The sequence below is a fragment of the Bradyrhizobium zhanjiangense genome (genome assembly GCF_004114935.1).
Classification (GTDB): Bacteria; Pseudomonadota; Alphaproteobacteria; order Rhizobiales; family Xanthobacteraceae; genus Bradyrhizobium; species Bradyrhizobium zhanjiangense.
Genome location: NZ_CP022221.1, coordinates 6,680,893 through 6,704,712, shown reverse-complemented (window position 1 = coordinate 6,704,712; position 23,820 = coordinate 6,680,893). Strand labels below are relative to the sequence as shown.

Annotated in this window: 20 protein-coding genes; 11 read left to right on the top strand and 9 right to left on the bottom strand. The window is 63.7% G+C overall.

The window, feature by feature from the left end; genetic code table 11:
• Nucleotides 1-85: 85 nt before the first annotated feature.
• Together XH85_RS32145 and XH85_RS32140 are read right to left on the bottom strand one after the other, a co-directional pair.
• Complete coding sequence (locus tag XH85_RS32145; RefSeq protein ID WP_128935060.1) at nt 86-1,600, bottom strand: acetyl-CoA acetyltransferase; 1,515 nt, start codon at nt 1,598-1,600, stop codon at nt 86-88.
• A 186-nt stretch (nt 1,601-1,786) separates the two neighbouring features.
• On the bottom strand, nt 1,787-2,920 hold the full coding sequence (locus XH85_RS32140) for a nitronate monooxygenase (RefSeq protein ID WP_128935059.1): 1,134 nt from the start codon (nt 2,918-2,920) through the stop codon (nt 1,787-1,789).
• Between the two features lie 269 nt (nt 2,921-3,189).
• On the opposite strand from XH85_RS32140, the gene yghU reads away from it, so the two are divergent.
• Nucleotides 3,190-4,062, top strand: coding sequence for a glutathione-dependent disulfide-bond oxidoreductase (gene yghU, locus XH85_RS32135; RefSeq protein ID WP_128935058.1), 873 nt, complete (start codon nt 3,190-3,192; stop codon nt 4,060-4,062).
• A gap of 186 nt (nt 4,063-4,248) precedes the next feature.
• Here yghU and XH85_RS32130 read toward each other — a convergent pair whose 3' ends face one another.
• The 3 genes from XH85_RS32130 to XH85_RS32120 form a co-directional block, all read right to left on the bottom strand.
• Nucleotides 4,249-5,526, bottom strand: a complete 1,278-nt coding sequence (locus XH85_RS32130) for an acyl-CoA dehydrogenase family protein (protein WP_164935241.1) — start codon at nt 5,524-5,526, stop codon at nt 4,249-4,251.
• A gap of 298 nt (nt 5,527-5,824) precedes the next feature.
• Nucleotides 5,825-6,205: a VOC family protein gene (locus XH85_RS32125; protein WP_128935056.1), complete on the bottom strand. Its 381-nt coding sequence runs from the start codon at nt 6,203-6,205 to the stop codon at nt 5,825-5,827.
• A gap of 131 nt (nt 6,206-6,336) precedes the next feature.
• A complete protein-coding gene (locus XH85_RS32120; protein ID WP_128935055.1) occupies nt 6,337-7,116 on the bottom strand; it encodes an SDR family NAD(P)-dependent oxidoreductase in 780 nt (259 codons plus the stop codon).
• 167 nt (nt 7,117-7,283) lie between these two features.
• Between XH85_RS32120 and XH85_RS32115 the strand changes: the two genes are divergently transcribed.
• Genes XH85_RS32115 through XH85_RS32105 form a run of 3 tightly spaced genes read left to right on the top strand, consistent with a single transcriptional unit; the run spans nt 7,284 to nt 9,435 of the window.
• The gene (locus XH85_RS32115; protein ID WP_128935054.1) at nt 7,284-8,072 is read left to right on the top strand and encodes an enoyl-CoA hydratase/isomerase; all 789 of its coding nucleotides are present in this window, start codon (nt 7,284-7,286) and stop codon (nt 8,070-8,072) included.
• Entirely contained in the window at nt 8,069-9,055 is a 987-nt protein-coding gene (locus XH85_RS32110) for a phosphotransferase family protein (protein ID WP_128935053.1), read from the top strand. The genes XH85_RS32115 and XH85_RS32110 overlap by 4 nt, the downstream gene beginning before the upstream one ends.
• Before the next feature lie 2 nt (nt 9,056-9,057).
• Complete coding sequence (locus XH85_RS32105; protein WP_128935052.1) at nt 9,058-9,435, top strand: DUF6285 domain-containing protein; 378 nt, start codon at nt 9,058-9,060, stop codon at nt 9,433-9,435.
• A 343-nt stretch (nt 9,436-9,778) separates the two neighbouring features.
• Here XH85_RS32105 and XH85_RS32095 read toward each other — a convergent pair whose 3' ends face one another.
• Nucleotides 9,779-10,558 carry an enoyl-CoA hydratase-related protein gene (locus XH85_RS32095; protein ID WP_128935050.1) on the bottom strand — a complete coding sequence of 260 codons (780 nt, stop codon included), beginning with the start codon at nt 10,556-10,558 and terminating at the stop codon, nt 9,779-9,781.
• A gap of 211 nt (nt 10,559-10,769) precedes the next feature.
• Here XH85_RS32095 and XH85_RS32090 point away from each other — a divergent pair, with 211 nt between their 5' ends.
• Nucleotides 10,770-12,044: an acyl-CoA dehydrogenase family protein gene (locus tag XH85_RS32090; RefSeq protein WP_128935049.1), complete on the top strand. Its 1,275-nt coding sequence runs from the start codon at nt 10,770-10,772 to the stop codon at nt 12,042-12,044.
• A gap of 234 nt (nt 12,045-12,278) precedes the next feature.
• On the opposite strand, the gene XH85_RS32085 is transcribed toward XH85_RS32090, so the two are convergent.
• Entirely contained in the window at nt 12,279-13,856 is a 1,578-nt protein-coding gene (locus XH85_RS32085; RefSeq protein WP_128935048.1) for a fatty acid--CoA ligase, read from the bottom strand.
• 224 nt (nt 13,857-14,080) lie between these two features.
• Nucleotides 14,081-14,953 (bottom strand): SDR family oxidoreductase, encoded by an 873-nt coding sequence (locus XH85_RS32080; RefSeq protein ID WP_128935047.1) that lies wholly within the window; start codon nt 14,951-14,953, stop codon nt 14,081-14,083.
• Nucleotides 14,954-15,058: 105 nt separating this feature from the next.
• Here XH85_RS32080 and XH85_RS32075 point away from each other — a divergent pair, with 105 nt between their 5' ends.
• From XH85_RS32075 to XH85_RS32060, 4 genes are all read left to right on the top strand, one after another.
• Nucleotides 15,059-15,868 carry a crotonase/enoyl-CoA hydratase family protein gene (locus XH85_RS32075; protein WP_128935046.1) on the top strand — a complete coding sequence of 270 codons (810 nt, stop codon included), beginning with the start codon at nt 15,059-15,061 and terminating at the stop codon, nt 15,866-15,868.
• A 162-nt stretch (nt 15,869-16,030) separates the two neighbouring features.
• The gene (locus tag XH85_RS32070) at nt 16,031-17,572 is read left to right on the top strand and encodes an acyl-CoA synthetase (protein ID WP_128935045.1); all 1,542 of its coding nucleotides are present in this window, start codon (nt 16,031-16,033) and stop codon (nt 17,570-17,572) included.
• Nucleotides 17,573-17,731: 159 nt separating this feature from the next.
• Complete coding sequence (locus XH85_RS32065) at nt 17,732-18,136, top strand: YccF domain-containing protein (RefSeq protein WP_128935044.1); 405 nt, start codon at nt 17,732-17,734, stop codon at nt 18,134-18,136.
• A 601-nt stretch (nt 18,137-18,737) separates the two neighbouring features.
• Nucleotides 18,738-19,097 (top strand): hypothetical protein, encoded by a 360-nt coding sequence (locus tag XH85_RS32060; RefSeq protein ID WP_245473265.1) that lies wholly within the window; start codon nt 18,738-18,740, stop codon nt 19,095-19,097.
• 190 nt (nt 19,098-19,287) lie between these two features.
• On the opposite strand, the gene XH85_RS32055 is transcribed toward XH85_RS32060, so the two are convergent.
• Entirely contained in the window at nt 19,288-20,823 is a 1,536-nt protein-coding gene (locus tag XH85_RS32055; protein WP_128935043.1) for a PAS domain-containing sensor histidine kinase, read from the bottom strand.
• Between the two features lie 675 nt (nt 20,824-21,498).
• On the opposite strand from XH85_RS32055, the gene XH85_RS32050 reads away from it, so the two are divergent.
• Entirely contained in the window at nt 21,499-22,911 is a 1,413-nt protein-coding gene (locus XH85_RS32050) for an IS1182 family transposase (RefSeq protein WP_128935042.1), read from the top strand.
• Nucleotides 22,911-23,105: a hypothetical protein gene (locus tag XH85_RS32045; protein WP_245473815.1), complete on the top strand. Its 195-nt coding sequence runs from the start codon at nt 22,911-22,913 to the stop codon at nt 23,103-23,105. The genes XH85_RS32050 and XH85_RS32045 overlap by 1 nt, the downstream gene beginning before the upstream one ends.
• The last annotated feature ends 715 nt before the right edge of the window (nt 23,106-23,820 follow it).

Here is a 23,820-nt window from a genome sequence, read left to right as displayed (position 1 = left end):
AAGGCGCTCTTGCGCCGTGCCCACCATTACGTCCGCCATCGTGGCAAGATGGTGGGCACGCTCCGCTTTGCCCACCCTACGAGAGCTACACCACCCGCCACTCCGGCACCCCGTCGGTGGCCATTGTGATCTCGCCGCGTGAGCCTACCGGCGTGCGATCCATGTTGAGCAGATGCGCCAGCGTCGCGCTGTCGCTCGCCGGAATCCGCGCGAGCGTGCGCCGGTCGTCTTCCGTGCGCAGCATCACCACGCCGTGCTCGACGTCGCCGCCGCGGCCGTAGAGCACGGTAAAGCTCTCGACCTTGCCTTTGCCAGTTGCCTCCGTGACGAACTCCGGCACCGTGCGTTTGTTGCGGTCCGCCACCGCCTGCACGCTCGTCTCCTGCACCAGCGCCTCGTGCGGCGGCGTCTTCGACACCACCAGCGCATGATGCTTGGTGACGAAGCCGCCCTGGCCGTAGAGCAGGCCGAGCTTGGCGCCGTCGCGCACGCGGCGGACCATCGCGCAGGCCGCGTGCGTCATGTAGGTGTTGAGCGGGGCGCCGAAGAAGGTGAGGCCGCCGGTCACGGTCGGCTGCACGTCGACGCCCAGGCCCAGCGTCCGCCGCGCCATCTTGGGCACGCACGGAAAGCAGCTGTAGAGCTCGATGGCGTCGAACTGTTTGCCGTCGCCGCCGGCGAGGTCCATCACGGCCTTCAGCACCGCGTTCTGCGGGTGGCTCTCGTAGAACTGGTCGCGCAGGAGATAGTCGCGCGGCTCCTCCGCCGAGGCGCCGCCGAGCGGATAGACCAGTCTGTCCTCGGCGATCCCAGCGGCCTGCGCCTTGGCGAGGCTCGTGAGCAGCAGCGCGCCGCCCATGTTGACGCTGGGATTGGCGACCATGAGCTTGTTGTAGGGCCACGCGATCAGGCGGTTGTCCGCGGTCGGCGTCGTGATCTCGTCAGGCGCATAGCGCCGCTTCAGCCAGGCGTTGGGATTCTGTGCGGCGGCTTCCGAATAGCGCGACCACAGCGTGCCGGATTCCGCCATCGCCTCGCGCGGCGTCTGGCCCCAATGCGCGGAGGAGGCCGCCTCATAGAACGGATAGACGGTGACGGGGCGGAACACGCCGAGCTTCACAGCGAGCGGCTTCTGGAACGCCGCGCCGCGCTTGGGCTCCTCGACGTCGTGCGCGAACGGCGTCCACGGCAGCTTGACGCCGGCGCGCTCTGCCTTGGTCACGGTCGACTGCGCCTCGGCGCCACAGATGGCCGCCACGGTGCATTCACCCCGCGCGATGCGCTTTGCGGCTTCGTGGATGTAGCGGATCGGGCTCTCGCCGCCGACCGGGCCGTAGTAGCAATGCGACGGCGAGATGCCGAGCCGATGCGCCAAAAGCTTCTCCGGATCGCGATAGCGCCAGCTCAGGAAGTTGACGACGTCGAGCGATTGCACCTCGCCGAGCAGCTTTGCGCCGGCGTCTGCTTCCGCGCGGCGCAGGGCCTGTTCCAGGAGATCGAGCGGCTCGAGGCCATCCGTGATCTCCTTGGGACGGTCGACGATCTCGCCGATGCCGACGATAACGGGGATGCGGTCTGCGGGGATAGAGGAGTTGTTCATTTTCTTCTTGCTTCACGTTTCAGATCTTGGGCACGCCGTCGCCCTCCGAGGGCCGCTGAAGAAGCGGCCACCTCAGGGTGACGGCTACGGGGGAAGCGTCATCCTGAGGTGCGAGGCTGACGGCGCAACGCGCGGTCGGGCGAGCCTCGAAGGATGGGCCACGGGCGCTAGTGCGGCCACACACCATTACTCCGCCACCAGCGCATTCATGTGCTCGACGGCTTCGGCGAACTCTTCCTTGAACTCCTGCACCACGGCGCCGGCCGATTTCACGCTGTCGATCAACCCGACGCCCTGGCCGACGAAATAGCTGACGAGATCGCGCGCCTTGGCGTTGCCGCTCGCCGCCGCGCGGTCGATCGAGTTGAAAGCGTCGCGGCTGATGATGCTCTGGAGCGGCATCGGCAGCGCGCCCGGGCTGTCCGGCGCGCGGTCCCAGGCATCGGTCCAGACCGAGCGAAGCTGCCGTGCCGGCTTGCCGGTACGGCCCTTCGAGCGCACCGCGTCGCGCGAGGACGCCGCGATCATCTTCTCGCGAAAAATCTCCGTGGTCTCGGCCTCGACGGTGGCCAGCCACACCGAGCCGGTCCAGGCGCCGGCCGCGCCCATCGCCATGCAGGCCGCCATCTGCCGTCCGGTCATGATGCCACCGGCCGCCAGCACCGGCACGTCGCGGATCGGCTTAATCGCCTTGATCACCTCCGGCACCAGCACCATGGTCGAGACCTCGCCGCAATGGCCACCGGCCTCGGTGCCCTGCACGACGAGGATGTCGACGCCGGCCGCGACCTGGCGCAGTGCGTGCTCCTTGGCGCCGACAAGTGCGGCAACGGGCACGCCATGCTTTTTGCCCATCTCGATCATCGCCTTCGGCGGCACGCCCAGCGCATTTGCGATTAAGCGGATTGGATGCTTGAAGGAGACCTCGAGCAATTGAAGTGCGGTCTTCCCGTCGAACGGTTGCGGCTGATTGTCTGCCACTTCAGTGGCGGTCAGCTCGATATCGTATTTCTTCAGAAGATCGCGTGTGTAGTCGCGGTGCTCTTGCGGCACGCGCGCCTCCAGGCTCTTCCAGGTGACGTCCTTTTCGCCTGCGGTGGAGATGTTTTCGGGGATCAGCACGTCGATGCCGTAGGGCTTGCCGTCGACGTGATCGTCGATCCACTTCAGTTCGCGTTCGAGCGTATCGGGCGTGTGCACAGTGGCGCCCAGCACGCCGAAGCCGCCGGCGCGGCTGACGGCGGCAACGACATCGCGGCAATGGCTGAAGGCGAGCAGCGGGAACTCGATGCCCAGCATGTCGCAGATCGGCGATTTCATGGCTCTCTCCCGGCGGCGGGCCTTCGCTTGCTCTTGTTGCTTTCCTCGGGCGAAGGCATCCCGACGCTAGCCCATCACCACCGGCGATGCCACGCCGGATTCTGAGGCGCATCTTGCGTGCAGGCGCCATGTGCAGGACGGGTTGCAGGGACGAGTGCCATGACGAAATGGAGAGCGGCCCCGCCCGGCAATGCATGTCGGCGCCCTTGTCAATTTTACCGGTCTCGCTAGCTAACGTTGCACGCGCCCTTCCGCGCCGGAGCATTTTCATGACCGACACCCCCTACGTACCGCCCAAAGTCTGGATCTGGGACAAGGAAAATGGCGGGCAGTTCGCCAACATCAACCGCCCGATCGCCGGGCCCACCCACGACAAGGAGCTGCCGGTCGGCCGCCACCCGCTCCAGCTCTACTCGCTGGCGACGCCGAACGGGGTGAAGGTCACGGTGATGCTGGAGGAGCTTCTGGCGCTCGGCCATAAGGGCGCCGAATACGACGCCTGGCTGATCAGGATCGGCAACGGCGACCAGTTCGGCAGCGGCTTCGTCGACATCAATCCGAACTCCAAGATCCCGGCGCTGATGGACCGCTCCGGGCCCGAGCCGATCCGCGTGTTCGAGTCCGGCTCGATCCTGTTCTACCTCGCCGAGAAGTTCGGCGCCTTCCTGCCGAAGGACGTCAAGACCCGCACCGAGGCGATGTCGTGGCTGTTCTGGCAGATGGGCAGCGCGCCCTATCTCGGCGGCGGCTTCGGCCACTTCTATGCCTACGCGCCGACCAAGATCGAATACGCCATCGATCGCTTCGCGATGGAGACCAAGCGCCAGCTCGACGTGCTCGATCGGCGGCTCGCCGACAACGAATATCTCGCGGGCAGCGAGTACACCATCGCCGACATGGCGGTGTGGCCCTGGTACGGTGCGCTCGCCAAGGGGCTGGTTTATGGTGCCGGCGAATTCCTCTCGGTGCAGGACTACAAAAACGTGCAGCGCTGGACCGACCGGATCGCCAAGCGCCCGGCCGTGAAGCGCGGCCGCATGGTCAACCGCGTCTCCGGCGATCCCGCCAGCCAGCTCCACGAACGCCACGATGCGAGCGACTTCGAGACCAAGACGCAGGACAAGCTCGCGCCGGTGACGTGAGGCGGTCTTCGCCTCTCCCCGCCTGCGGGGAGAGGCCGACGCGCTCTGGGCGATGCGAGGCATCGTCCTGAGCGCGGCGGGTGAAGGGGAGTCTCCGCGAGTCCATCTGTCACCGTCCTTGTGGAGAGTCCCCTCACCCTGACCCTCTCCCCGCAAGCGGGGAGAGGGGAAAGATAGAGCGGCGCCTCACGCCATGCTCAACTCGTGGCGCCCCACCACCATCCAGTGCACCTCGTCCGGGCCGTCGGCGAAGCGCAGGTGACGGACGTCCTGGTACATCTCGGCCAGCGGGGTCCAGTGCGAGATGCCGGTGGCACCGTGCATCTGGATCGCCTGGTCGATGATCTTGCAGGCGCGCTCCGGCACCATGGCCTTGACCATGGAGACCCAGACGCGGGCCTCCTTGTTGCCGAGCACATCCATCGCCTTCGCCGCCTTCAGCACCATCAGCCGCATCGCCTCGATCTCGCAGCGCGCCTGCGCGATGATCTGCATGTTGCCGCCGAGATGGGCGATCTTCTTGCCGAAGGCCTCGCGGGTGAGGCCACGCTGCACCATGAGGTCGAGCGCCTTCTCGGCCTTGCCAATGGTGCGCATGCAATGGTGGATGCGCCCCGGTCCGAGGCGGAGCTGCGAGATCTCGAAGCCGCGGCCCTCGCCGAGCAGCATGTTCTCCTTCGGCACGCGGACGTTGTTGAAGCGCATATGCATGTGGCCGCGCGGGGCGTGGTCCTGGCCAAACACGTACATGGGGCCGAGCACCTCGACGCCGGGCGTGTCGCGCGGCACCAGGATCTGCGACTGCTGCTTGCTCGGCGGCGCATCCGGATTGGTCTTCACCATCACGATGAGGATCTTGCAGCGGGGATCGCCGAGACCTGAGATGTAGTACTTCTCGCCATTGATGACCCATTCGTCGCCGACGAGCTTGGCCGTCGTCGAGATGTTCTTGGCGTCGGAGGAGGCGACGTTCGGCTCGGTCATGACGTAGGCCGAGCGGATCTCGCCGTTGAGCAGCGGCTTTAGCCACTTCTCCTTCTGCTCCTTGGTGCCGACGCGCTCCAGCACCTCCATGTTGCCGGTGTCGGGCGCCGAGCAATTCATGGTCTCCGAAGCCAGCGGGCTCTTGCCGAGCTCGGCCGCGATATAGGCGTAGTCGAGATTCTTCAGGCCCTGGCCGGTCTCGTCGTCGGGCAGGAAGAAGTTCCAGAGGCCTTCCTGCTTGGCCTTGTTCTTGGCCTTCTCCAGCACCTCGAGCTGCTTCGGGGTAAAGCTCCAGCGATCCTCCTTGCTCTCGCCAGCCTTGGCAAACTCGATCGACATCGGCTCGACGGTGTCGCGGATGAACTTCTTGACGTGATCATAGAGCGGCCGGACCTGGTCCGACATCCTGAGGTCGTTGAGCTCGTCGCCGGGATTGAGAGTGTAGTTGGTGGTGCGGGGAATGTAGGTGTGTTTTGTCATTGTTCCTCCCGGATCGTTGAGACTGCTGAGCCGGAGAATAGTCGCAGCGCTGCCAAAGTGCGAGCACGCATTTTTCACGCGCGCCATGCCATGCGATGGAATTTTGCGCGGGCGTTTGAAATGTTGTTTGAATGGTGCTGGGCGAGAGGCGGCAGGCGCGCGCCTCACTCTCCGCTGTCATCGTCCGGCGAAGACCGGGCGATCCAGTATTCCAGAGACCGCAGTGATTGAATCGAGAAGCCGCGGCGTACTGGATTCCCCGCTTTCGCGGGGAATGACAGCGGTGGATGTAGCTAGCTCACGCCGGCAGCCGATGCATCGCGCAGATCTTGTTGCCGTCGAGATCACGCAAATAGGCGAGGTAGAGCTTGCCGCCGGGGCCCTGGCGGATGCCAGGCGGATCCTCGATCGATTTTGCACCGGCGGCGACTCCGGCCGCGTGCCAAGCCTCGACCTGCTCCGGCGAATTGCAAGCAAAGCCGATCGTGCCGCCATTCGCGCAGGTCGCCGGTTCGCCGTTGATCGGCTTCGACACCGAGAACACACCGGTCTTGGTGATGTAGAAGATGCGATGGCCGTCGACCCTGGCCGGCCGTACCTCAAGCGTGCCGAGCAGCTTGTCGTAGAACGCCTTGGCCTTGTCCAAGTCGTTGGTGCCGATCATGACGTGCGAGAACATTTGCCCATTCCCTTCTGCGCTGACAAAACGAGAAGCCGTAGGGTGGGCAAAGCGCAGCGTGCCCACCACGACATTGGAAGATGCCTATGGTGGGCACGGCGCAAGAGCGCCTTTGCCCACCCTACAAAAAATCAGAACGCCGTATAGCCGCCGTCGATCACGAACGTATCGGCGGTGTGATACGACGACGCCTTGCTCATCAGATACACGGCAATGCCGCCGAAATCGGAGGCTTCGCCGAAGCGGCGCACCGGAATGCGCGGCATCACATTGGCGACGAATTTGTCGTTCGCCATGATGCCGGCGGTCATGTCGCTCTTGATCCAGCCGGGCAGGATCGCGTTCGCGGTGACGCCGTAACGCGCCAGCTCAACGCCGAGCGCGCGCACCAGCGCGTTGATGGCGGCCTTGGTCGCCGCATAGTGCTCGTTGCGCGCGGTGCCGAAGATCGAGGCGAGGCTCGAGGTGGCAACCAACCGGCCGAAGGGATCGCCGGCATTGGCGCGTTCGGTCATGTGCTTCGCCGCGGCCTGGAACGCATGAAACACGCCGTCGAGATTGGTCGAAAACATCGTGCGCCATTCCTCCTCGGTGCGCTCGATGAAGGAGCGCCGGCCGCCGCCGCCGATGCCTGCATTGGCAAAGCAGCCGTCGACCCGGCCGAACGTGTCGAGCGTCGCCTTCATCGCGGCATTGACCGAGGCCGGATCGGTGACGTCGCAGACGCGGGTATCGACCTTGCCGGCAAGGTCGGCCAGGCTCGCGGCAGCGCTTCTGTTCTTGTCAGGATTGCGGCCCCAGAGCGAGACGTTGCAGCCCTGGCCGGCGAGCGCCTGCGCGATGCCGAGCCCGATGCCGCCATTGCCGCCGGTGATCACGGCGACGCGGCCGGTGAGGTCGAAAAGGTTCATGGCGCGTTTCCCATATTTGGCATGGCGCGCGTCAGCCGCTGCGCACAAGATTGCTTGCTATGTCCCGATCACCATGGACAAGGCCGCGCCAAAAATCAAATATGCGCCCCGGCAAAACAAATTCCGGTCTGCGAAACTGACGCAGGCCCGCAACTGACGAGGAAACCATGCAGTTCAAACACGTCACGCTCGATTTCGATGGCGCGGTCGCGATCCTCAAGCTCGACCATCAGGAGGTGATGAACGCAGTCTCCTTGGACATGCTGGGCGGTCTTGCCGAAGCGCTTGACACCATCGAGGAGAAGAGGGACGAGGTGCGCTGCGTCGTGCTGACCGGCGCGGGGCGGGCGTTCTGCACCGGCGCGAATCTCCAGGGCCGCAACAATCAGTCGAAGAAGACCAAGGCCGGCCTGACGCTGGAGACCGGCTTTCATCCCTTCCTGCGCCGCATCCGCAACCTGCATTGCCCCATCATCACTGCGGTCAACGGCCCGGCCGCCGGCGCCGGCATGAGCTTCGCGCTGCTCGGCGACATGATCCTGTGTGCGCGCTCGTCGTATTTCCTGCAAGCCTTCCGCCGCATCGGTCTCGTGCCCGATTGCGGCTCGACCTGGCTACTGCCGCGCCTCATCGGCCGGGCGCGCTCGATCGAATTGTCGCTGATGGGCGAGCGGCTGCCGGCCGAGAAGGCGCTGGAATGGGGTCTCGTCAACCGCGTCTACGATGACGGCGTGCTGATGGAGGAAGCGATGAAGCTCGCGCGCGAGCTCGCCAGCGGCCCGACGGTCGCGCTGTCGCTGATCCGCAAGCTCTATTGGGACAGCCCGGAAAATTCCTTCGAGGATCAGCTCAACCTTGAATTCCAGTGCCAGCTCCGCGCCGGCGACACCCAGGATTTTCGCGAGGGCGTCGGCGCGTTCCTGGAGAAGCGGCCCGCGCAGTTCAAAGGCAAATGATCGAGGCGGAACTCTCCCGCAGCGTGGTGCGCTGGTGCGAAGGTGCGACCGGCGTCACCGGCGCGGCAAAGCTCTCGGGCGGCGCCAGCCAGGAAACCTGGCGCTTCGACGTCGTGCATCCTGATGGGCCGATCGGCGCGATCCTGCGCCGCTCGCCGAAGGGCTATGGCGCTGCGCCAACGCGTGCGGCCGGTCTTGCCGCTGAAGCGCAGCTGATGCAGCTCGCATACGAGGCCGGCGTGCCGTCGCCGCGGGTGATGCATGTGCTCGCGCCGGAGGACGATCTCGGCACCGGCTTCATCATGCAGCGGGTCGAGGGCGAGACCATCGCCCGCAAGATCCTTCGCGATGACGAGTTCGCAGCTGCACGGCCGCATCTCGCGCGGCAGATCGGCGGCGTGCTCGCCGGCCTGCACAGGCTGCCGCTGGACAAGCTGCCCGAGCTGCGCCGCATGACCGCAACGAAGGAGATCGGCGAGTTCGAGCGCGACTATCGCAGCCTGAACTGGCCAAAGCCCGTGTTCGAGCTGGCGCTGCGCTGGCTGCGCGATCACGATCCCGGCCCCTCGGCCGTGGAGACGCTGGTGCATGGCGATTTCCGCAACGGCAATCTCATCATCGGCGCCGACGGTGTCCGTGCGGTCCTAGATTGGGAACTCGCCCATCTCGGCGATCCCATGGAGGATCTCGGCTGGGTCTGCGTCAACTCCTGGCGCTTCGGCGAGATCGACAAGCCGGTCGGCGGCTTTGGCTCGCGCGAGGAATTGTTCGCGGGCTATGAGGCCGCGGGCCGCAAGGTCGATCCGGCGCGCGTGAAATTCTGGGAAGTGATGGGCACGCTGCGCTGGGGCATCATGTGCGGCGGCATGATGCAGCGGTTCCGCGAGGGGCCCGACCATTCCATGGAGCGCGCCATGATCGGCCGCCGCGCGTCCGAGACCGAGATCGATCTGTTGCGGCTGCTGGCGCCGCGCGGGAGTTGACCATGCAGGACGAACCCACACCGATCGAGCTGACCAAGTCAGTCGCAGATTTCTTGCGCAACGACATCACGCCGCTGATCTCCGGCCACCAGGCCTTCAAGCTGCGCGTCGCCATCAACATCCTCGACCTCGTCACGCGGCAGTTGACACGGGAGGAGGAGAGCGATGCACGGGAGGTGGAGCGGCTGCGCGCGCTGCTGGGCGTGGACGGCTCCGTCGCCGAGCTCAATCAAGCGCTCGCCGATCGCATCGCCAAAGGCGAGGTCGATCTCGCAACGCCGGGCCTTGCCGAGCACCTCTGGGCGACCACGATGGACAAGCTCGCAGTCGATCAGCCGAATTACGCGTCATACAAGCGGGAGCTCGGGCGAGGCGGGTAGGCGTAGCCACCTGCTCCGTCATTGCGAGGAGCTCGCGACAAAATTGCGGAGCAATTTTGCGCTGATGCGACGAAGCAATCCAGACTGCTTCCGCGGAAAGATTCTGGATTGCTTCGCGGAGCCTGTCATCGGGCCGCGCTTCCCGCGGCGCTGGCTCGCAATGACGAGTTTGTGGTACTCGTCATCCAAGCTCTCAGCTGTCATCGCCCACGCAGGCGGGCGATCCAGTATTCGAGAGACGGCAGTGACATACGGAGAAGCGACGGCGTACTGGATGCCCCGGTCAAGCCGGGGCATGACACCAGTGATGTTAGGGCGCGCGGAATGACGGCGCCGAGCGCGGTCACTTCCCCACCCATTTCGGCGGCCGCTTCTCCGAGAACGCCTTCGGGCCCTCGATGTAATCCTGCGACGCCGCCATCGCCTTCACCGCCGGATACTCGCGCTGCTCCTCGATCGCCTGCTCCAGGGAGACGCCAAGCCCCTTCTGGATCGCCTGCTTCGAGGCTCGGATCGACATCGGCGAATTCTTGGTGATCATCTCTGCCCAGCGCAGCGCGGCGTTGAGTGCTTCGTCCTGCGGCACCACCTCGTTGACGAAGCCGAGCTCGAGGCCTTCCTTGGCACTGACATGGCGTGCGGTGAGGATCATGCCCATGGCGCGCTTGAGCCCGATCTGCCGTGGCAGCCGATGCAGGCCGCCGGCGAGTGCGGCTAGGCCGACGCGCGGCTCGGGCAGAGCGAAGGTCGCGTTCTCCGAGGCGATGATGAGGTCGCAGGCCAGCGCGATCTCGAAGCCGCCGCCCATCGCGACGCCATTCACCGCTGCGATGATCGGCTTGTCGCAGTCGAACCGCGAGGTCAGGCCGGCAAAGCCGCCCTTGTCCCAGCCGCGCTTGCCGCCCGCCGCCTGCCACTTCAGATCGTTGCCGGCGCAAAACGCTTTGTCGCCGCTACCCGTGACGATCGCGATCCATTGCTCGGGATCGGCGGAGAAGTCGTCGAACACCTTGTTGAGCTCGAAATGCGCATCGGTGTGCAGCGCGTTGTAGACCTCGGGGCGCGACAGCGTGACGATCGTGATCGGGCCCTTGCGTTCCACCTTCGAAAATTTCAGCTCCATGATCGCTCCCGCATTTTCTCGTGAAGGAATATTGCCGGCATAGTAGCGCGCGGGTGCGTCTGAACACCATCGAATTGCGCAAGCGCGCCTTGCGCGCCTCACACGTCTCGGCTTGCTTGACTTGGATGCGCTCTTCTCCGCTTAATCATGCGAAGCAAGAATGCGCGTAGCGCCTTAACGCAAAACGAAAAATCATTCCGGGAGAGAGCCCTTGGATTTCTCATTGCCTGCCGATCTCGTCGCCTATCTCGGAGAGCTCGACCGCTTCATCGAACGCGAGATCAAGCCGCTGGAAGAAGCCGACGACAACATCCGCTTCTTCGATCACCGCCGCGAATGGGCGCGCACCGATTTCGAGAATGGCGGCCTGCCACGCCACGAATGGGAGGTGTTGCTGCGCAAGGCCAAGGACCTTGCGGACGCCGCCGGCCATCTGCGCTTTCCGGTGCCGAAGCAATATGGCGGCAAGGACGGCTCCAATCTCTGGATGGCCGTGATCCGCGAGCATTTTGCCGCAAAGGGTCTCGGCCTGCACAACGACCTCCAGAACGAGCACTCCATCGTCGGCAATTTCCCCGTCGTTACCATGCTCGACCGCTACGGCCGCGACGACCAGAAGGCGATGATCGACGGCTCGATCAAAGGCAAGTACCGCATCACCTTTGGCTTGACCGAGCCGCATCACGGCTCGGACGCGACCCACATGGAGACGCGTGCGGTGCCGGCGACCCGGGATAACGTCAAGGGCTGGATCATCAACGGCGAGAAGATGTGGACGACCGGCATGCATGTCGCCACGCATTGCGCGCTGTTTGCGCGCACGAGCGGCAATGATGGCGATGCGCGCGGCATCACCTGCTTCCTGGTGCCGGCGAAGAGCCACGGCGTCAAGGTCGAAGAATACATGTGGACCTTCAACATGCCGACCGACCATCCCCGCGTCAGCTTTACCGACGTGTTCGTGCCGGAGGATGCGCTATTCGGCGAGGTCGGCCGCGGCCTGTCCTTGGCGCAGTGCTTCGTGCACCAGAACCGTATCCGGCAGGCCGCGAGCTCGCTGGGAGCTGCGGTCTACTGCATCAACGAGAGCGTGAAGTACGCGCGCGAGCGAAAGCCGTTCGGGAAGGCACTTGCCGAGAACCAGGCGATCCAGTTCCCGCTGGTCGAGCTCGCCACGCAGGCCGAGATGCTGCGTCTTCTGATCCGCAAGACCGCCTGGGAGATGGACCAGCTCACCGAGGAGCAGATCGAGCGCACGCTTTCCGACCGCGTCTCGATGTGCAACTACTGGGCAAACCGCCTCTGCTGCGAATCCGCCGACCGCGCCATGCAGGTCCACGGCGGCATGGGCTACTCACGCCACAAGCCGTTCGAGCACATCTACCGCCACCACCGGCGTTATAGGATCACCGAGGGCAGCGAGGAGATCCAGATGCGGAAAGTGGCGGGGTTTTTGTTCGGCTATATGGGGCCGGGGAAACATTAGCCGTCATTGCGAGCGGAGCGAAGCAATCCAGAGAGTTTCCGCAGAGACAGTCTGGATTGCTTCGTCGCATCAGCGCAAAATTGCTCCGCAATTTTGTCGCGAGCTCCTCGCAATGACGGAGGAGAGAGGTGTGCATCTGCTTCTACATCGTCATTGCGAGCGGAGCGAAGCAATCCAGGAATGTCGCCGTGGCGGGATGCTGGATTGTTCATCGCTTCGGTTTCGCAATGACGATCAATTCACCCTTCGGTCCTTCCCCGCCCAATACGGCTCGCGCAATTGCCGCCGCAAGATCTTGCCTGATGGATTGCGCGGCAGCGCCGGCAGGAACTCCACGCTCTTCGGCGTCTTGTAGCCGGCGATGCGCTCGCGGGTGAAGTTGATGATGTCGGTGGCACTCGCCTGCTTGCCCGGCTTCATCACCACGACGGCCTTCACCGCCTCGCCCCATTTGTCGTCGGGCACGCCGATCACGGCGGCCTCGGCGACATCGGGATGATCGCACAACGCACTCTCGACCTCGGCGGGGTAGATGTTCTCGCCGCCGGAGATGATCATGTCCTTGATGCGGTCGTGGATGTAGAGATAGCCGTCCTCGTCCATGTAGCCGGCATCGCCGGTGCGCAGCCAGCCGTCCGAGCGCAGCGTCGCGGCGGTCGCCTCGGGCAGGTTCCAATAGCCGGCCATGTTCGAGCCGGAGCGCGTCGCGATCTCGCCGACCTCACGCGGCGGCAGTGGCTTGCCGTCCACGTCCAGGATCGCGATCTCGACGCCCGGCAGTGCCTTGCCGGCCGAACGCATCCGCTCCAGACCCTCGACGTGGTCTTCCGGCGGCAGGGCGACGATCGTGCCCGTGGTCTCGGTCATGCCGTATAGCTGCACGAAGCCGCACTTGAAAACCTCGATGCACTCCTTCAGCAGCGCCGCTGGTATCGGCGAGGCGCCATAGAGCATGTATTTCAGGCGCGAGAAATCGACTGTCCTGGCGCGTGGCTGCCGCACCACGAACTGCATCGCCGCCGGCACCATGAACAGCTTTGTGATCCCCGACTGCTCGAGGAAATCCAGCACTTTTGTCGGATCGAACTCGCGCGCGATCACGCCGCGCGCGCCGTGATAGAGCCCCATCACGCCCCAGCCCGAACCGCCGATGTGGAAGACCGGCATCGCCACCAGCGAGACATCGTCGGTTGACCACCGGTTCCACTCCGGCTTGTCTTCGGCATTGCCTGACTGCACCAGGTTAAGGAAGTTTGCGTGCGACAGCATCGCGCCCTTCGGCTTGCCCGTCGTGCCCGACGTGTAGAGCTGGATCGCGATGTCGCGGGTAGCGATCGGCACCTTCGGGTCCTCACCGCTCTGCGCATCGCGCCAGGCCGCAAAATCCGGCCATTCCGGCGCGCCGCCCTCGGTGGTGATGATTGTCCGTACGCTCGATAGCTTGTCCTTGATCTGGCGGACGAGCGTGATGAACTCCGGCCCGACGAACAGCACCGGCGCCTTGCAGTCCTCCACGATGAATGCGACCTCGGGTCCCGCGAGCCGCCAATTCACCGGCGCCATCACCACGCCGGCCTTCATCGCGCCCATCAACAGCTCGAAATAGAAGTCGCTGTTCTTGCCGAGATAGGCGATGCGGTCGCCCTTCTTCACGCCCATCGCGATCAGTGCGTTGGCGACTTGGTTCGTCTTGATATCGAACTCTGCAAAGCTGGTGAGGCGGCCCTCGAACTCGTAGGCGATGGCGTCGCCGCGGCTTGTCGCGCGCTCGCGCACCATGTCGGCGAGATTGGCCAATGGCTGTGTGGTCATGTTTCTCCCGTCGCGTCTTGTTTTTATGCGGGGAAGTGTGGCGTCATCCGCAGGTGAAGACAAGGTGGGGGAGGGAGAGTGCGCAACTCTCTCAACGCCGTCGTCCCGGCGACGGTCGGGACCCATAACCACTGAACGCAATTTGACGAAGACTGGTCGTGACCAATCTTCGCCAAACAAAATTCAGTGCGTATGGGTCCCGGCCTTCGCCGGGACGACGATAACTACCCCCGCTTCGCCCGGTCCTTCTCGTTCTGCGCCATGATGCTCTCGCGCGCGGCTTTCCAGTCGTCGTCGCTCCAGTCGCGGAGCTGATAGAAATTGCCGCCCATCGCGAGCGCCTGCGCGCCATCCATGGCGATGGTCTCGCCGTTGATCCAGTCGCAGCCGCCGGAGATCAGGAACACTGCGAGGTTCTGCAGTTCCTCCATGGTGCCGACGCGGCCCATCGGGTTCATCGCCTTGGTGCGTGCGCCGGCTTCATCACCGGGCTTGATGCGCTTGCTCATGCCTTCGGTCGGGATTTCGCCCGGCGCGATGGTGTTGAGGCGGATGCCGTAGCGGCCCCATTCGGTGGCGAGCGACATCGTCATGGCGTGGATTGCCGACTTGCTCATCGCCGATGGCACCACGTAAGGAGAGCCGTTGCGCACCCAGGTCACGGTGATCGAGACGACGTTGCCGGGCTGCTTCAAGGCGATCCAGCGCTTGCCGACCGCGTGGGTGACGTAGAACGTGCCGTGCATGACGATGTTGGCGACGGCATCGAAGCCGCGCGGCGAGAGCTCCTCGCTGCGCGAGATGAAATTGCCGGCGGCATTGTTGATGAGGTCGGTGAGGGGGCCGTCGCGAAAGATGGTCTCGATCATCTCCTCGACCGCGAGCGCGTTGCGGATATCGACGCCGTGGCTGGTGACGCGGCCGCCATGGAGATCCATCAATTCGGTCGCGGTCTCGTCGCACACGATCTTGCGCCGGCCGCAGATGTGCACCTCGGCGCCGAGCTGGAGGAACCGCGCCGCCATCGACTTGCCCAGCCCAGTGCCGCCGCCGGTGACGAGAATGCGCCGTCCGGCCAGAAGATTTTCCTTGAACATGGCTGTTTCTCCCGTACGGATTGTCAGTTAATTGGTCGATTGACTAAATCTGGCCGCCGGCTTCCTGTAAAGCGGCACCGAACAAGAACAGGGGAGAATTCATCCATGGAAGAGCGCGTCTCGATCTCGATCTCGGAAGGCGTTGCCGACGTCCGGCTGGTGCGCGCGGACAAGATGAATGCGCTGGATCAGGCCATGTTCGAGGCCCTTGTCGCCGCAACCGAGCGTCTCTCGAACGACAAGAGTGTACGCGTCGTCGTGCTGTCCGGCGAGGGCCGCGCCTTCTGCGCCGGCCTCGACATGGGGCGCTTTGCCGCCATGAAGGAGAAAGGTGGCAACGGAATTCCGGGTGGCGAAAATCGTGATCTCACCAAGCGCACCCATGGCCAGGCGAACTTCCCGCAACAGGCGGTGTGGGGCTGGCGCCAGCTTCCGGTGCCGGTGATCGCGGCCGTGCACGGCGTCGCTTTCGGCGGCGGCTTCCAGCTCGCACTCGGCGCCGACATGCGCTTCCTCTCGGCGGACGCGCGGATGTCGGTGATGGAGATCAAATGGGGCCTCGTCCCTGATATGGCGGGCACGCCGATCCTGGCCTCGCTCGTGCGCGACGATATCTTGCGCGATCTCACCTATACCGGCCGCATCTTCTCCGCGCAGGAGGCGATGACCTACGGTCTCGCCACGCGCATCTGCGACGACCCGCGCGCTAGCGCCCTCGAAGTCGCGCGCGAGATCGCCGGCAAGAGTCCCGATGCGATCCGCGCCGGCAAGCGTTTGCTCAACAATCTCTCGGTCGATCCGGGCCCCGCGCTGCTCGCCGAATCCGTCGAGCAGCAGAAGCTGATCGGCAGTGCCAACCAGACCGAGGCGGTCCGCGCCAATCTGGAGAAGCGCGCGCCGAAATTTGCGGATTAGCAACTTGTCATTCCGGAATGCGCCGTAGACGCAGGCCCGGAATCCATCGAGCCACATTTTTTGAGGTGAAATGGATTCCAGGCTCGATGCTTCGCATCGCCCCGGAGCGACGGGCTGGTGGTCTCCACATTTCTTAACCCGACGAAAGATCGGAAAACAAAAATGAGCGAAACGTCCCAATTCCTCGGCATCGTCTCCGGCGGCCGCCGTGCCCACGCCGAAATCGCTGACCGTGCCGATCGCATCGCCTCCGGCCTCGCCAAGCTCGGCGTCAAGCCAGGTGATTGCGTCTGCATGCTGATGCGCAACGACATCGCCTTCCTGGAGGCCGCCTACGCCGCGATGCGTCTGGGCGCCTATGGCGTGCCGATCAACTGGCATTTCAAGCCGGAGGAGATCAACTACATCCTCGGAGATACTGGCACGTCCGTGCTGATCGGACATGCCGATATGCTGCATGCCTTGCGCGATGCGATCCCGAGAGGCGTTACGGTGCTCAGCGTGCCGACGCCGCCGGAGATCCTGTCCAGCTACAAGATCGATCCCCATCATCTGGCGACGCCGGACTTCGCAATCGATTTCGAGTCCTGGCTCGCGCAGCACCAGCCTTATGACGGCCCGGTCGTGCCGCAGCCGATGAACATGATCTACACCTCGGGGACGACAGGCCATCCCAAAGGCGTCCGCCGCAATGCGCCGACACTGGAGCAGCAGGCCGCCGGCGAGCGCATGCGCGCGATGATCTACGGGCTCAAGCCCGGCGCCCGCGCGCTGCTGCCGGGCCCGCTCTATCATTCCGCGCCGAATTCTTTCGGCATCCGTGCCGGCAAGCTCGGCGGCGCGCTGGTGCTGATGCCGCGTTTCGAGGCGGAGGAGTTTTTGCAGCTGATCGAGCGCTACAAGGTCGACACCATCTTCATGGTGCCGACCATGTTCATCCGCCTGATGAAGCTGCCGGAGCAGGTCCGCAAGACGTACGACGTCTCTTCGCTGCGCCACGTCATCCACGCCGCCGCGCCATGTCCGGCCGACGTCAAGCGCGCCATGATCGAATGGTGGGGGCCGGTGATCTATGAATTCTACGGCTCGACCGAATCCGGCGCCGTTACCTTCGCGACCTCCGAGGACGCGCTGAAGAAGCCCGGCACGGTCGGCAAGATCTCGCCCGGCGCCGAGCTGCGCTTCCTCAGCGAGGACGGCCGCGTGCTCGGCGTCGGCGAGATCGGCGAGATCTATTCCCGCATGCCTGATATGGCCGATTTCACCTATCACAACAAGCCGGAGAAGCGCGTCGAGATCGATCGCGACGGCTTCATCACCTCCGGCGATGTTGGCTATATCGACGAGGACGGCTACGTCTTCATCTGCGACCGCAAGCGCGACATGGTGATCTCGGGCGGCGTCAACATCTACCCGGCCGAGATCGAATCCGTGCTGCATGCCGTGCCCGGCGTGCACGATTGCGCGGTGTTCGGCATCCCCGATGCCGAATTCGGCGAGGCGCTGATGGCGGTGGTCGAGCCGCAAGCCGGCGTCGCGCTCGATGAAGCCTCCATACGCGCCAGCCTGAAAGCCCATCTCGCCGATTACAAGGTGCCAAAGCACATCGAGATCCGCGCCGGGCTGCCGCGCGAAGACTCCGGAAAGATCTTCAAGCGCCGCCTGCGCGATCCCTATTGGGAGCAGCTGGGCCGGAAGATCTAGCCGCAGTTCGTAGCCCGGATGGAGCGAAGCGTAATCCGGGACCGTCGCAGCTTGTGGCACGACCCCGGATTGCGCTGCGCTCCATCCGGGCTACGTCCGTCTTAGCGGCGACAGATTTCGAGCCTATATAGACGTGGTCATCCACTTCCGGATCATCCCATGGCTCCCGTTTCCATCCTGCTCAACCTGCTCTGGATCCTGATCGGCGGCGCCTGGATGGCGTTCGGCTGGCTGGTCGCTGCGATCATCATGGCCATCACCATCATCGGCCTGCCCTGGGCCCGTGCGGCGTTCAACATCGCGGTCTACACGCTGCTGCCGTTCGGCTCGAAGGCGGTCAGCCGCTACGATGTCACCGGTGTCGAGGATATCGGCACCGGCCCGCTCGGGGTGATCGGTAACATCATCTGGTTCGTGCTGGCCGGCTGGTGGCTGGCGCTTGGCCACCTCGTGACCGCGCTGGTGCTCGCGGTCACCATCATCGGCATCCCCTTCGCCTGGGCCCATCTGAAGCTCGCGGGCATCGCGCTTTGGCCGATCGGCAAGGTGATCGTGCCGGCCTAGGCGTAGATGTAGGATGAGTGGAGCGCCAGCGAAACCCATCGATTCGTCCGCTGCTTACGAAGGTCTAAGGACGCAATGCGTTTGATTTTGCACTTGGTCGTCGGATTGATCTGCGCGCTGGCCGTGATTGCAATAGGTGTTGTTAGTCACGGAGCTGCAGAGCCCGTTTTCGCAGTCGTTTGGATGCCAGCAACCTGGCTGGTTCGTCTGTCGAACGTGCTATGTCCACCGATAGGCGTGAGATGCGTTCTGGGTCGGTCAGCCAAGGCGCACATCACCTTTGGTTCGGGCTCTGCCTCCTTGGCTTCTGGTGGATCGTAATGTCGTTCGCGATCTGGCCACTCTTCCGCCTACGTCGATCGTCTTCGGAACCTTAGTTCGTAGGACGGGTAGAGCGTAAGCGAAACCCATCAATCCGCCAGGCGATGACGAAGCGATGATGGGTTTCGCAAGGGCTCAACCCATCCTCCGTGCTAGATTTGCTCAGGTTGAGTTCTGCGCATTCGGACCCGTAGCCGACATCACTTCTCCGGCCCCCGGCGAGCCGCATTGAACTCGCCAGCTTCGCTCGCCATGTGTGGGAGACAGCTTGGAGCAGACAATGAAGAAGCTTTTCACCTGTGTGGCGATCCTGGGCTGCCTGGTCGCCTTCCACTCCGTCGCGCAAGCCCGCTCTGCATTCGACGGCTCCTGGGGCCTCGTTTTCGTGACGCAAAGAGGACCTTGCGACGCGACCTATAACTTCACCGTCAACATCACCAACGGAATAGTGACACATCCGAATTTAGTCAGGTTCAGAGGCTATGTGGCGCGTTCCGGCGCAGTTCGGGCGTCGGTGACAGTTCAGGATAAATTCGCCTCCGGCTCAGGTAGGCTCTCCAGCAATTTTGGCCGCGGGACGTGGAGCGGCCATTCAGGAAACGCGCGCTGTTCGGGCTACTGGACCGCACAGCGCAATTGAGGGCGCTGAGCCAAGGCCAGAGGTCGCCCGCAGGGAGCAGAGCTCGCAGGATGGGTAGAAGCGAAACCCATCAATTCCCGCCTATGACGCAGCATGATGGGTTTCGCAAGGGCTCAACCCATCCTACGTGCTGCGTTTGAGGCCGTGGGCTCCCGCCTGCGCAGCGCCCGCTCATGAAAAGCGAAGTGGATCACCCCTGTTCCGAAGGCAGACTAAACAGAAACACGGCCCCGCGTGGTTCATTCGCACGGGTCCAAAGTCGTCCTCCGTGCGCCTCGATGATCGTTTGGCAGATCGACAACCCCATGCCGGTCCCGTCCGGCTTGGTGGTGTAGAAGGGCTCGAACAGGCGGTCAACCATTGCCACGTCAAATCCGGGACCGTTATCCCGCACGGCGACAACTACTAGACTTGAGGCATCTACAGCCGTGCTGATCCGCAGCTTCCGTCTCCCGACGTCGAGGCAGTTCATTGCCTCGATCGCGTTGAGGATCAAATTGAGAACAACCTGTTGCAGCTGGACGCGATATCCGTTCACGAGCGGCAAGCCCGGGGCGAGGTCAGTCTGGATCAAGACATCATGTTTGAGCAGTTCGCTCCGGGCTATGGTGATCACGTCCAGGATTGCACCATTGATGTCGACGCTCTCCTTCGGCGCCGGAGTTTTCTTGATCAGGGAACGGATCCAACCGATGATCTCGCTGCCTCGCTTGGCTTCTGCGACAATGGATGCGAGCGCCTGCCGTGCCTTTTCGAGATTCGGAGATTGAGTTCCTAGCCAGTTCAGTGCGGCTTCTGCGTTGCAGAGCATCGCGGTGATTGGTTGGCTTAATTCGTGTGTCACCGAAGCCGTGACCTGGCCCATTGCCGCCGCGCGATTGGCGCGTGTTAGTTCAGCCTGCATCTCGCGGAACGTCTCGGCGGTTCGCTTCCGTTCGGTGATGTCGCGGCTCAGACAAATGATCCGTGACTGGCCGCCTTCGTAGAATTCCCGCATACGCACTTCGACGGGAAACACAGTGCCGTCCTTTCGGCAATAGCGACTCTCGAGCGTAGCGATGCCGCCGGCCTTGAGGCGCTCGCGGTTGATACGCCAGGTCGCTTCATCCATCTCCAGATCGAACAAGGACGCAGTTGCCCCGACCAGTTCGCTCCGGCTGTAGCCGAGGCTTTCGCAGGCATTTCGATTCACATCGAGAACGCGACCGTCTTCACCGTGGAGCATGAACGTATCGGTCGCGTGGTCCACGAAGGTACGGAAACGGGCCTCGCTCTCGATCAGCGCCTGTTCGGCGCGCTTGCGCTCCGTGATGTGGCGCCCCACACCGCGGTAGCCCATGAACTGCCCCGTCTCGTCAAAGATGGGCAGCCCAGAGACGGAAACATAGCGCTTGCCGCCGTCGGGCGTCGGCCGCGCGAGCTCGAAATCACGAAACGGGAGGCGGGCATCGAGTATCTCCCGGTGCTTGCGCCAGCCCTCTGCACTAGGCTCCAGATAAGGGACCTCCCATCGTGTCCTGCCGATCTCGGAGACCGGCGGTTCGGGAAGTGTCTCAGCGAACTCCTGGCGGATGAAGCGATGCTGCGCGTCAGTTTCCCAGTACACATCAAAGGAGAATTGCACCAAAGTGCGAAAGCGCTCCTCGCTCTCGCGCAGTGCCTCCTCGGGGCGCTTGCGCCCATTCGAATCGAGCGCGACCGACGGCACTTGAATCGGATGTTGCATAATCACCTCTTGCTCACGAGCGATGAATCAACCGACGCATCTCTCGTACCGGCTTGCGGGGCTGCTTCTCGCCCCCGGAGTGGCAAATAGCGCCGGCGATCGCTAACGATGCACGGCGGGTCGAACCTGGCCTCGCAGCGGCCAATGATCGATCAGGAATGTGCCTTGTGACGACTATACTCACGTATACAAGGCTTCTCTGAGCCATATTGCTTTGACGCCTGACCCGAAAACAACGCGAGCTGAACTCCGGTTCCATCAACGCATGCGTATGGGGCGGAGCCTGTTTCTTGTGCCGCTGGCATCGACCAATGTCCGCCGCCAGTGGCCGACCGAGTAAGGTCGCCTGTTGGCACTCACGCGAAGGACCTCAGCTGATTGGGGTGAATCAGACCTCATTCGTGGGCACTTGAGCCGGCGCTATTTTACCTGGAGCGGACCGTACCAAGGGTGGTCGCCGCTCCGCCGTGTGCTATGAACACTCATGAGCCGCGAGACCACCTTGCGACAGCGCCTTTCATTTGGCCCGCCCGACTTGACTGCTGACTTGTATCTTTACCCGACCAGTGCGGGTGGAAGGAGGCAGCTCGGGCGCTTGCGCGCCCAATCCCTCGCGCTGCCCGACGAGGCTGGGCAAGAACGGCGCTTTTTGGGAGTTGATGTAGGATTCGTCTTATGGCGAATCGCACTTTCAAGACCGGCGAGAGCCGGGAACAACCCAGTCTTCTGCCTGCGCGGATTGAGGACTATGTCGGGCCGGACAATCCGGTCCGGGCGATCGAGAGCTTCGTTTGCGCGCTCGATCTTGCAAAGCTTGGCTTCCGCCACGCGGATCGTGGCGCGGAAGAAGTCGGGCAGCCGCCCTACGATCCTGCCGATCTGCTGAAGCTCTATCTTTACGGCTACATCAACCAGGTCAGGTCGTCGCGCCGGCTGGAGCGGGAAGCTGGCCGCAATCTGGAGCTGATCTGGCTGCTGAAGGGACTGAAGCCGGGTTATCGGACGATCGCCAACTTCCGCAAGGAGAACTGGAAGGCCCTGAAGGCCGCGAACCGGAGCTTCGTGCTGCTGGCTCGGGAGCTTGGGCTTGTCGGCGGCACGATCGTTGCGATTGATGGCTCCCTGTTCCACGGCGACGCCAGCAAGGCTTCCATCTTCACGCGCAAGCGGCTCGGCGACCAGATCGCAAGGCTGGACCAGGAGATCGAGGCTTACCGCAAGTCTCTCGAAGACAATGATGCGGCAGAAGCCAAGAAGGTGGGGAAGGACCGCGCGGGCGGTGATGGCCGAGGAGATGGCGGCGATATCGGTGCGAAGGTCGCGGCGCTGATGGCGAAGCGTTCGCGTGCCGAGGCCGATCTCGCTCGGCTGGAAGAGAATGGCGAGACACAACTGTCGCTGACCGATCCGGACGCCCGGCTTCTGGTCAAGAACGGTCAGGGCATTGCAGGCTACAATGTGCAGACCGCGGTTGACGACAAGCACAAGCTCATTGTCGCAAGCGAGGTGGTCAATGACAGCAGCGATGTTCGACAGCTCTCTGCGATGGCCAAGGCGGCCAAAGAAGCCCTTGGAGCCGAGACACTGCAGGCGCTGGCCGATGAGGGCTATTACAGCAGTTTCGAGCTGAAGGCGTGCGAGGACGAGGGCATCATTGCCTATGTGCCGCTGCCCGAAGGTAACGCGCGGCTCGAGAAGCAAGGCCGCTTTGCGCTCAAGGACTTCAACTATGACGGCGCAACCGACACCTACCGTTGTCCCGCGGGCCAGCCGCTGCATCCGCTCAAGAGCAGGCAAAAGAACACCAGCGGCCGCATCGAGATCCGCTACGCAGCCCGCGGAGCGATCTGCAGGACCTGCCCGCTCAAGGTCCGCTGTCTCTCACCGACCACGACCTACCGGACCATCGGTCGCTGGGAGCATGAAGATGTTCTCGAACGTCACCGCGCGCGCATGCAGGGCGCGGGCGATCTGATGCGCCGTCGTTCGGGATTGTCGAGCATCCGTTTGGCACGCTCAAATGCCGTGCCGGCTATCGTCATTTCCTGGTCCGCGGCTTCGACAAGGTCCGCGGCGAATGGAGCCTGATGGCGCTCTGCTACAACTTCACCCGTGCGCTCAACATCCTTGGCTTTGACGGGTTTCTGGCCGCGCTCGCAAAGACGCTTGCTGTTTGCCGATGTATCCTTGCAGCCCTCCTGCAGCGCATCTTGGCTGCTCCAGAGGCATTCTGGACCAATATCCGGCAGCGGCTCGCAATCGGCCGGTCCGTTCCGGCCTGAGGCCGCCAACGACCAATTCTTGCCCGGCCTCGACGGGCAAATCACGCCACATGCAGGTCAAGGGAGAGGGGCACAAAATATTCTGATTGACCGAATTCACGCTTTCGGTTAAACCGCAAGGCATCCCGGCCCGTCAAAGGGACGTTTCGCGATCGTCACGATACGTAGGCCGGGATGCGATGGACGCGGTAGCGCCGGCGCGTGACGAGGTGGCAGGGCGGGCTACGCCTGTGAGCCATCGCGATCCGCGCGATCGACACGGCGCGGTCACAGCGTTTCCTTTCGGCTTCGGGGGCGAGCACGCGCGAGCTTCCGAATGTTTGGGAGGGACGTCCGCGGCGGCAAAAGCGTGTGGTCCTGACGCCCGGGGTCTGTGCGTCAAGGCTTGCGGTGGTGAAGCGGCCCGACCGGACCGCGCGCATCAGTCAACCGCAAGGCGGCGGGGGCAATAGTGCATCGCTCCCCGGGGAGAGCGCGCCATAAGCCGTAAAACCGTTGCGCAGGGAAGGCCGGGATGTCCCGGCGTCACCTGTGGTCACCCCGCGTGCGTTTCTCGCGTGCGGACCCTGGGTGCCAGCCGGCGCCCGGCCTTCCCTGCGCCCTTTCTTCTCGATGAGGGCGAAACGGACAGCAAAGCTCGGGCGCCTGCGCCGCGAGACCGAGGACGTGTGTACGCTGTTCTGCCGCGCCGCCACCAAGTTCATCTTGCACTGCG

What these genes read in the sequence shown, in the direction of transcription:
- XH85_RS32050 (WP_128935042.1), top strand. Translation starts at nt 21,499, where the DNA reads ATGGCGAATCGCACTTTCAAGACCGGCGAGAGCCGGGAACAACCCAGT.
- XH85_RS32065 (WP_128935044.1), top strand. Translation starts at nt 17,732, where the DNA reads ATGGCTCCCGTTTCCATCCTGCTCAACCTGCTCTGGATCCTGATCGGC.
- XH85_RS32070 (WP_128935045.1), top strand. Translation starts at nt 16,031, where the DNA reads ATGAGCGAAACGTCCCAATTCCTCGGCATCGTCTCCGGCGGCCGCCGT.
- XH85_RS32045 (WP_245473815.1), top strand. Translation starts at nt 22,911, where the DNA reads ATGGCGCTCTGCTACAACTTCACCCGTGCGCTCAACATCCTTGGCTTT.
- XH85_RS32095 (WP_128935050.1), bottom strand. Translation starts at nt 10,558, where the DNA reads ATGGAGCTGAAATTTTCGAAGGTGGAACGCAAGGGCCCGATCACGATC.
- XH85_RS32060 (WP_245473265.1), top strand. Translation starts at nt 18,738, where the DNA reads ATGAAGAAGCTTTTCACCTGTGTGGCGATCCTGGGCTGCCTGGTCGCC.
- XH85_RS32085 (WP_128935048.1), bottom strand. Translation starts at nt 13,856, where the DNA reads ATGACCACACAGCCATTGGCCAATCTCGCCGACATGGTGCGCGAGCGC.
- XH85_RS32080 (WP_128935047.1), bottom strand. Translation starts at nt 14,953, where the DNA reads ATGTTCAAGGAAAATCTTCTGGCCGGACGGCGCATTCTCGTCACCGGC.
- XH85_RS32110 (WP_128935053.1), top strand. Translation starts at nt 8,069, where the DNA reads ATGATCGAGGCGGAACTCTCCCGCAGCGTGGTGCGCTGGTGCGAAGGT.
- XH85_RS32055 (WP_128935043.1), bottom strand. Translation starts at nt 20,823, where the DNA reads ATGCAACATCCGATTCAAGTGCCGTCGGTCGCGCTCGATTCGAATGGG.
- XH85_RS32075 (WP_128935046.1), top strand. Translation starts at nt 15,059, where the DNA reads ATGGAAGAGCGCGTCTCGATCTCGATCTCGGAAGGCGTTGCCGACGTC.
- XH85_RS32125 (WP_128935056.1), bottom strand. Translation starts at nt 6,205, where the DNA reads ATGTTCTCGCACGTCATGATCGGCACCAACGACTTGGACAAGGCCAAG.
- XH85_RS32130 (WP_164935241.1), bottom strand. Translation starts at nt 5,526, where the DNA reads ATGACAAAACACACCTACATTCCCCGCACCACCAACTACACTCTCAAT.
- XH85_RS32105 (WP_128935052.1), top strand. Translation starts at nt 9,058, where the DNA reads ATGCAGGACGAACCCACACCGATCGAGCTGACCAAGTCAGTCGCAGAT.
- yghU (WP_128935058.1), top strand. Translation starts at nt 3,190, where the DNA reads ATGACCGACACCCCCTACGTACCGCCCAAAGTCTGGATCTGGGACAAG.
- XH85_RS32140 (WP_128935059.1), bottom strand. Translation starts at nt 2,920, where the DNA reads ATGAAATCGCCGATCTGCGACATGCTGGGCATCGAGTTCCCGCTGCTC.
- XH85_RS32115 (WP_128935054.1), top strand. Translation starts at nt 7,284, where the DNA reads ATGCAGTTCAAACACGTCACGCTCGATTTCGATGGCGCGGTCGCGATC.
- XH85_RS32145 (WP_128935060.1), bottom strand. Translation starts at nt 1,600, where the DNA reads ATGAACAACTCCTCTATCCCCGCAGACCGCATCCCCGTTATCGTCGGC.
- XH85_RS32120 (WP_128935055.1), bottom strand. Translation starts at nt 7,116, where the DNA reads ATGAACCTTTTCGACCTCACCGGCCGCGTCGCCGTGATCACCGGCGGC.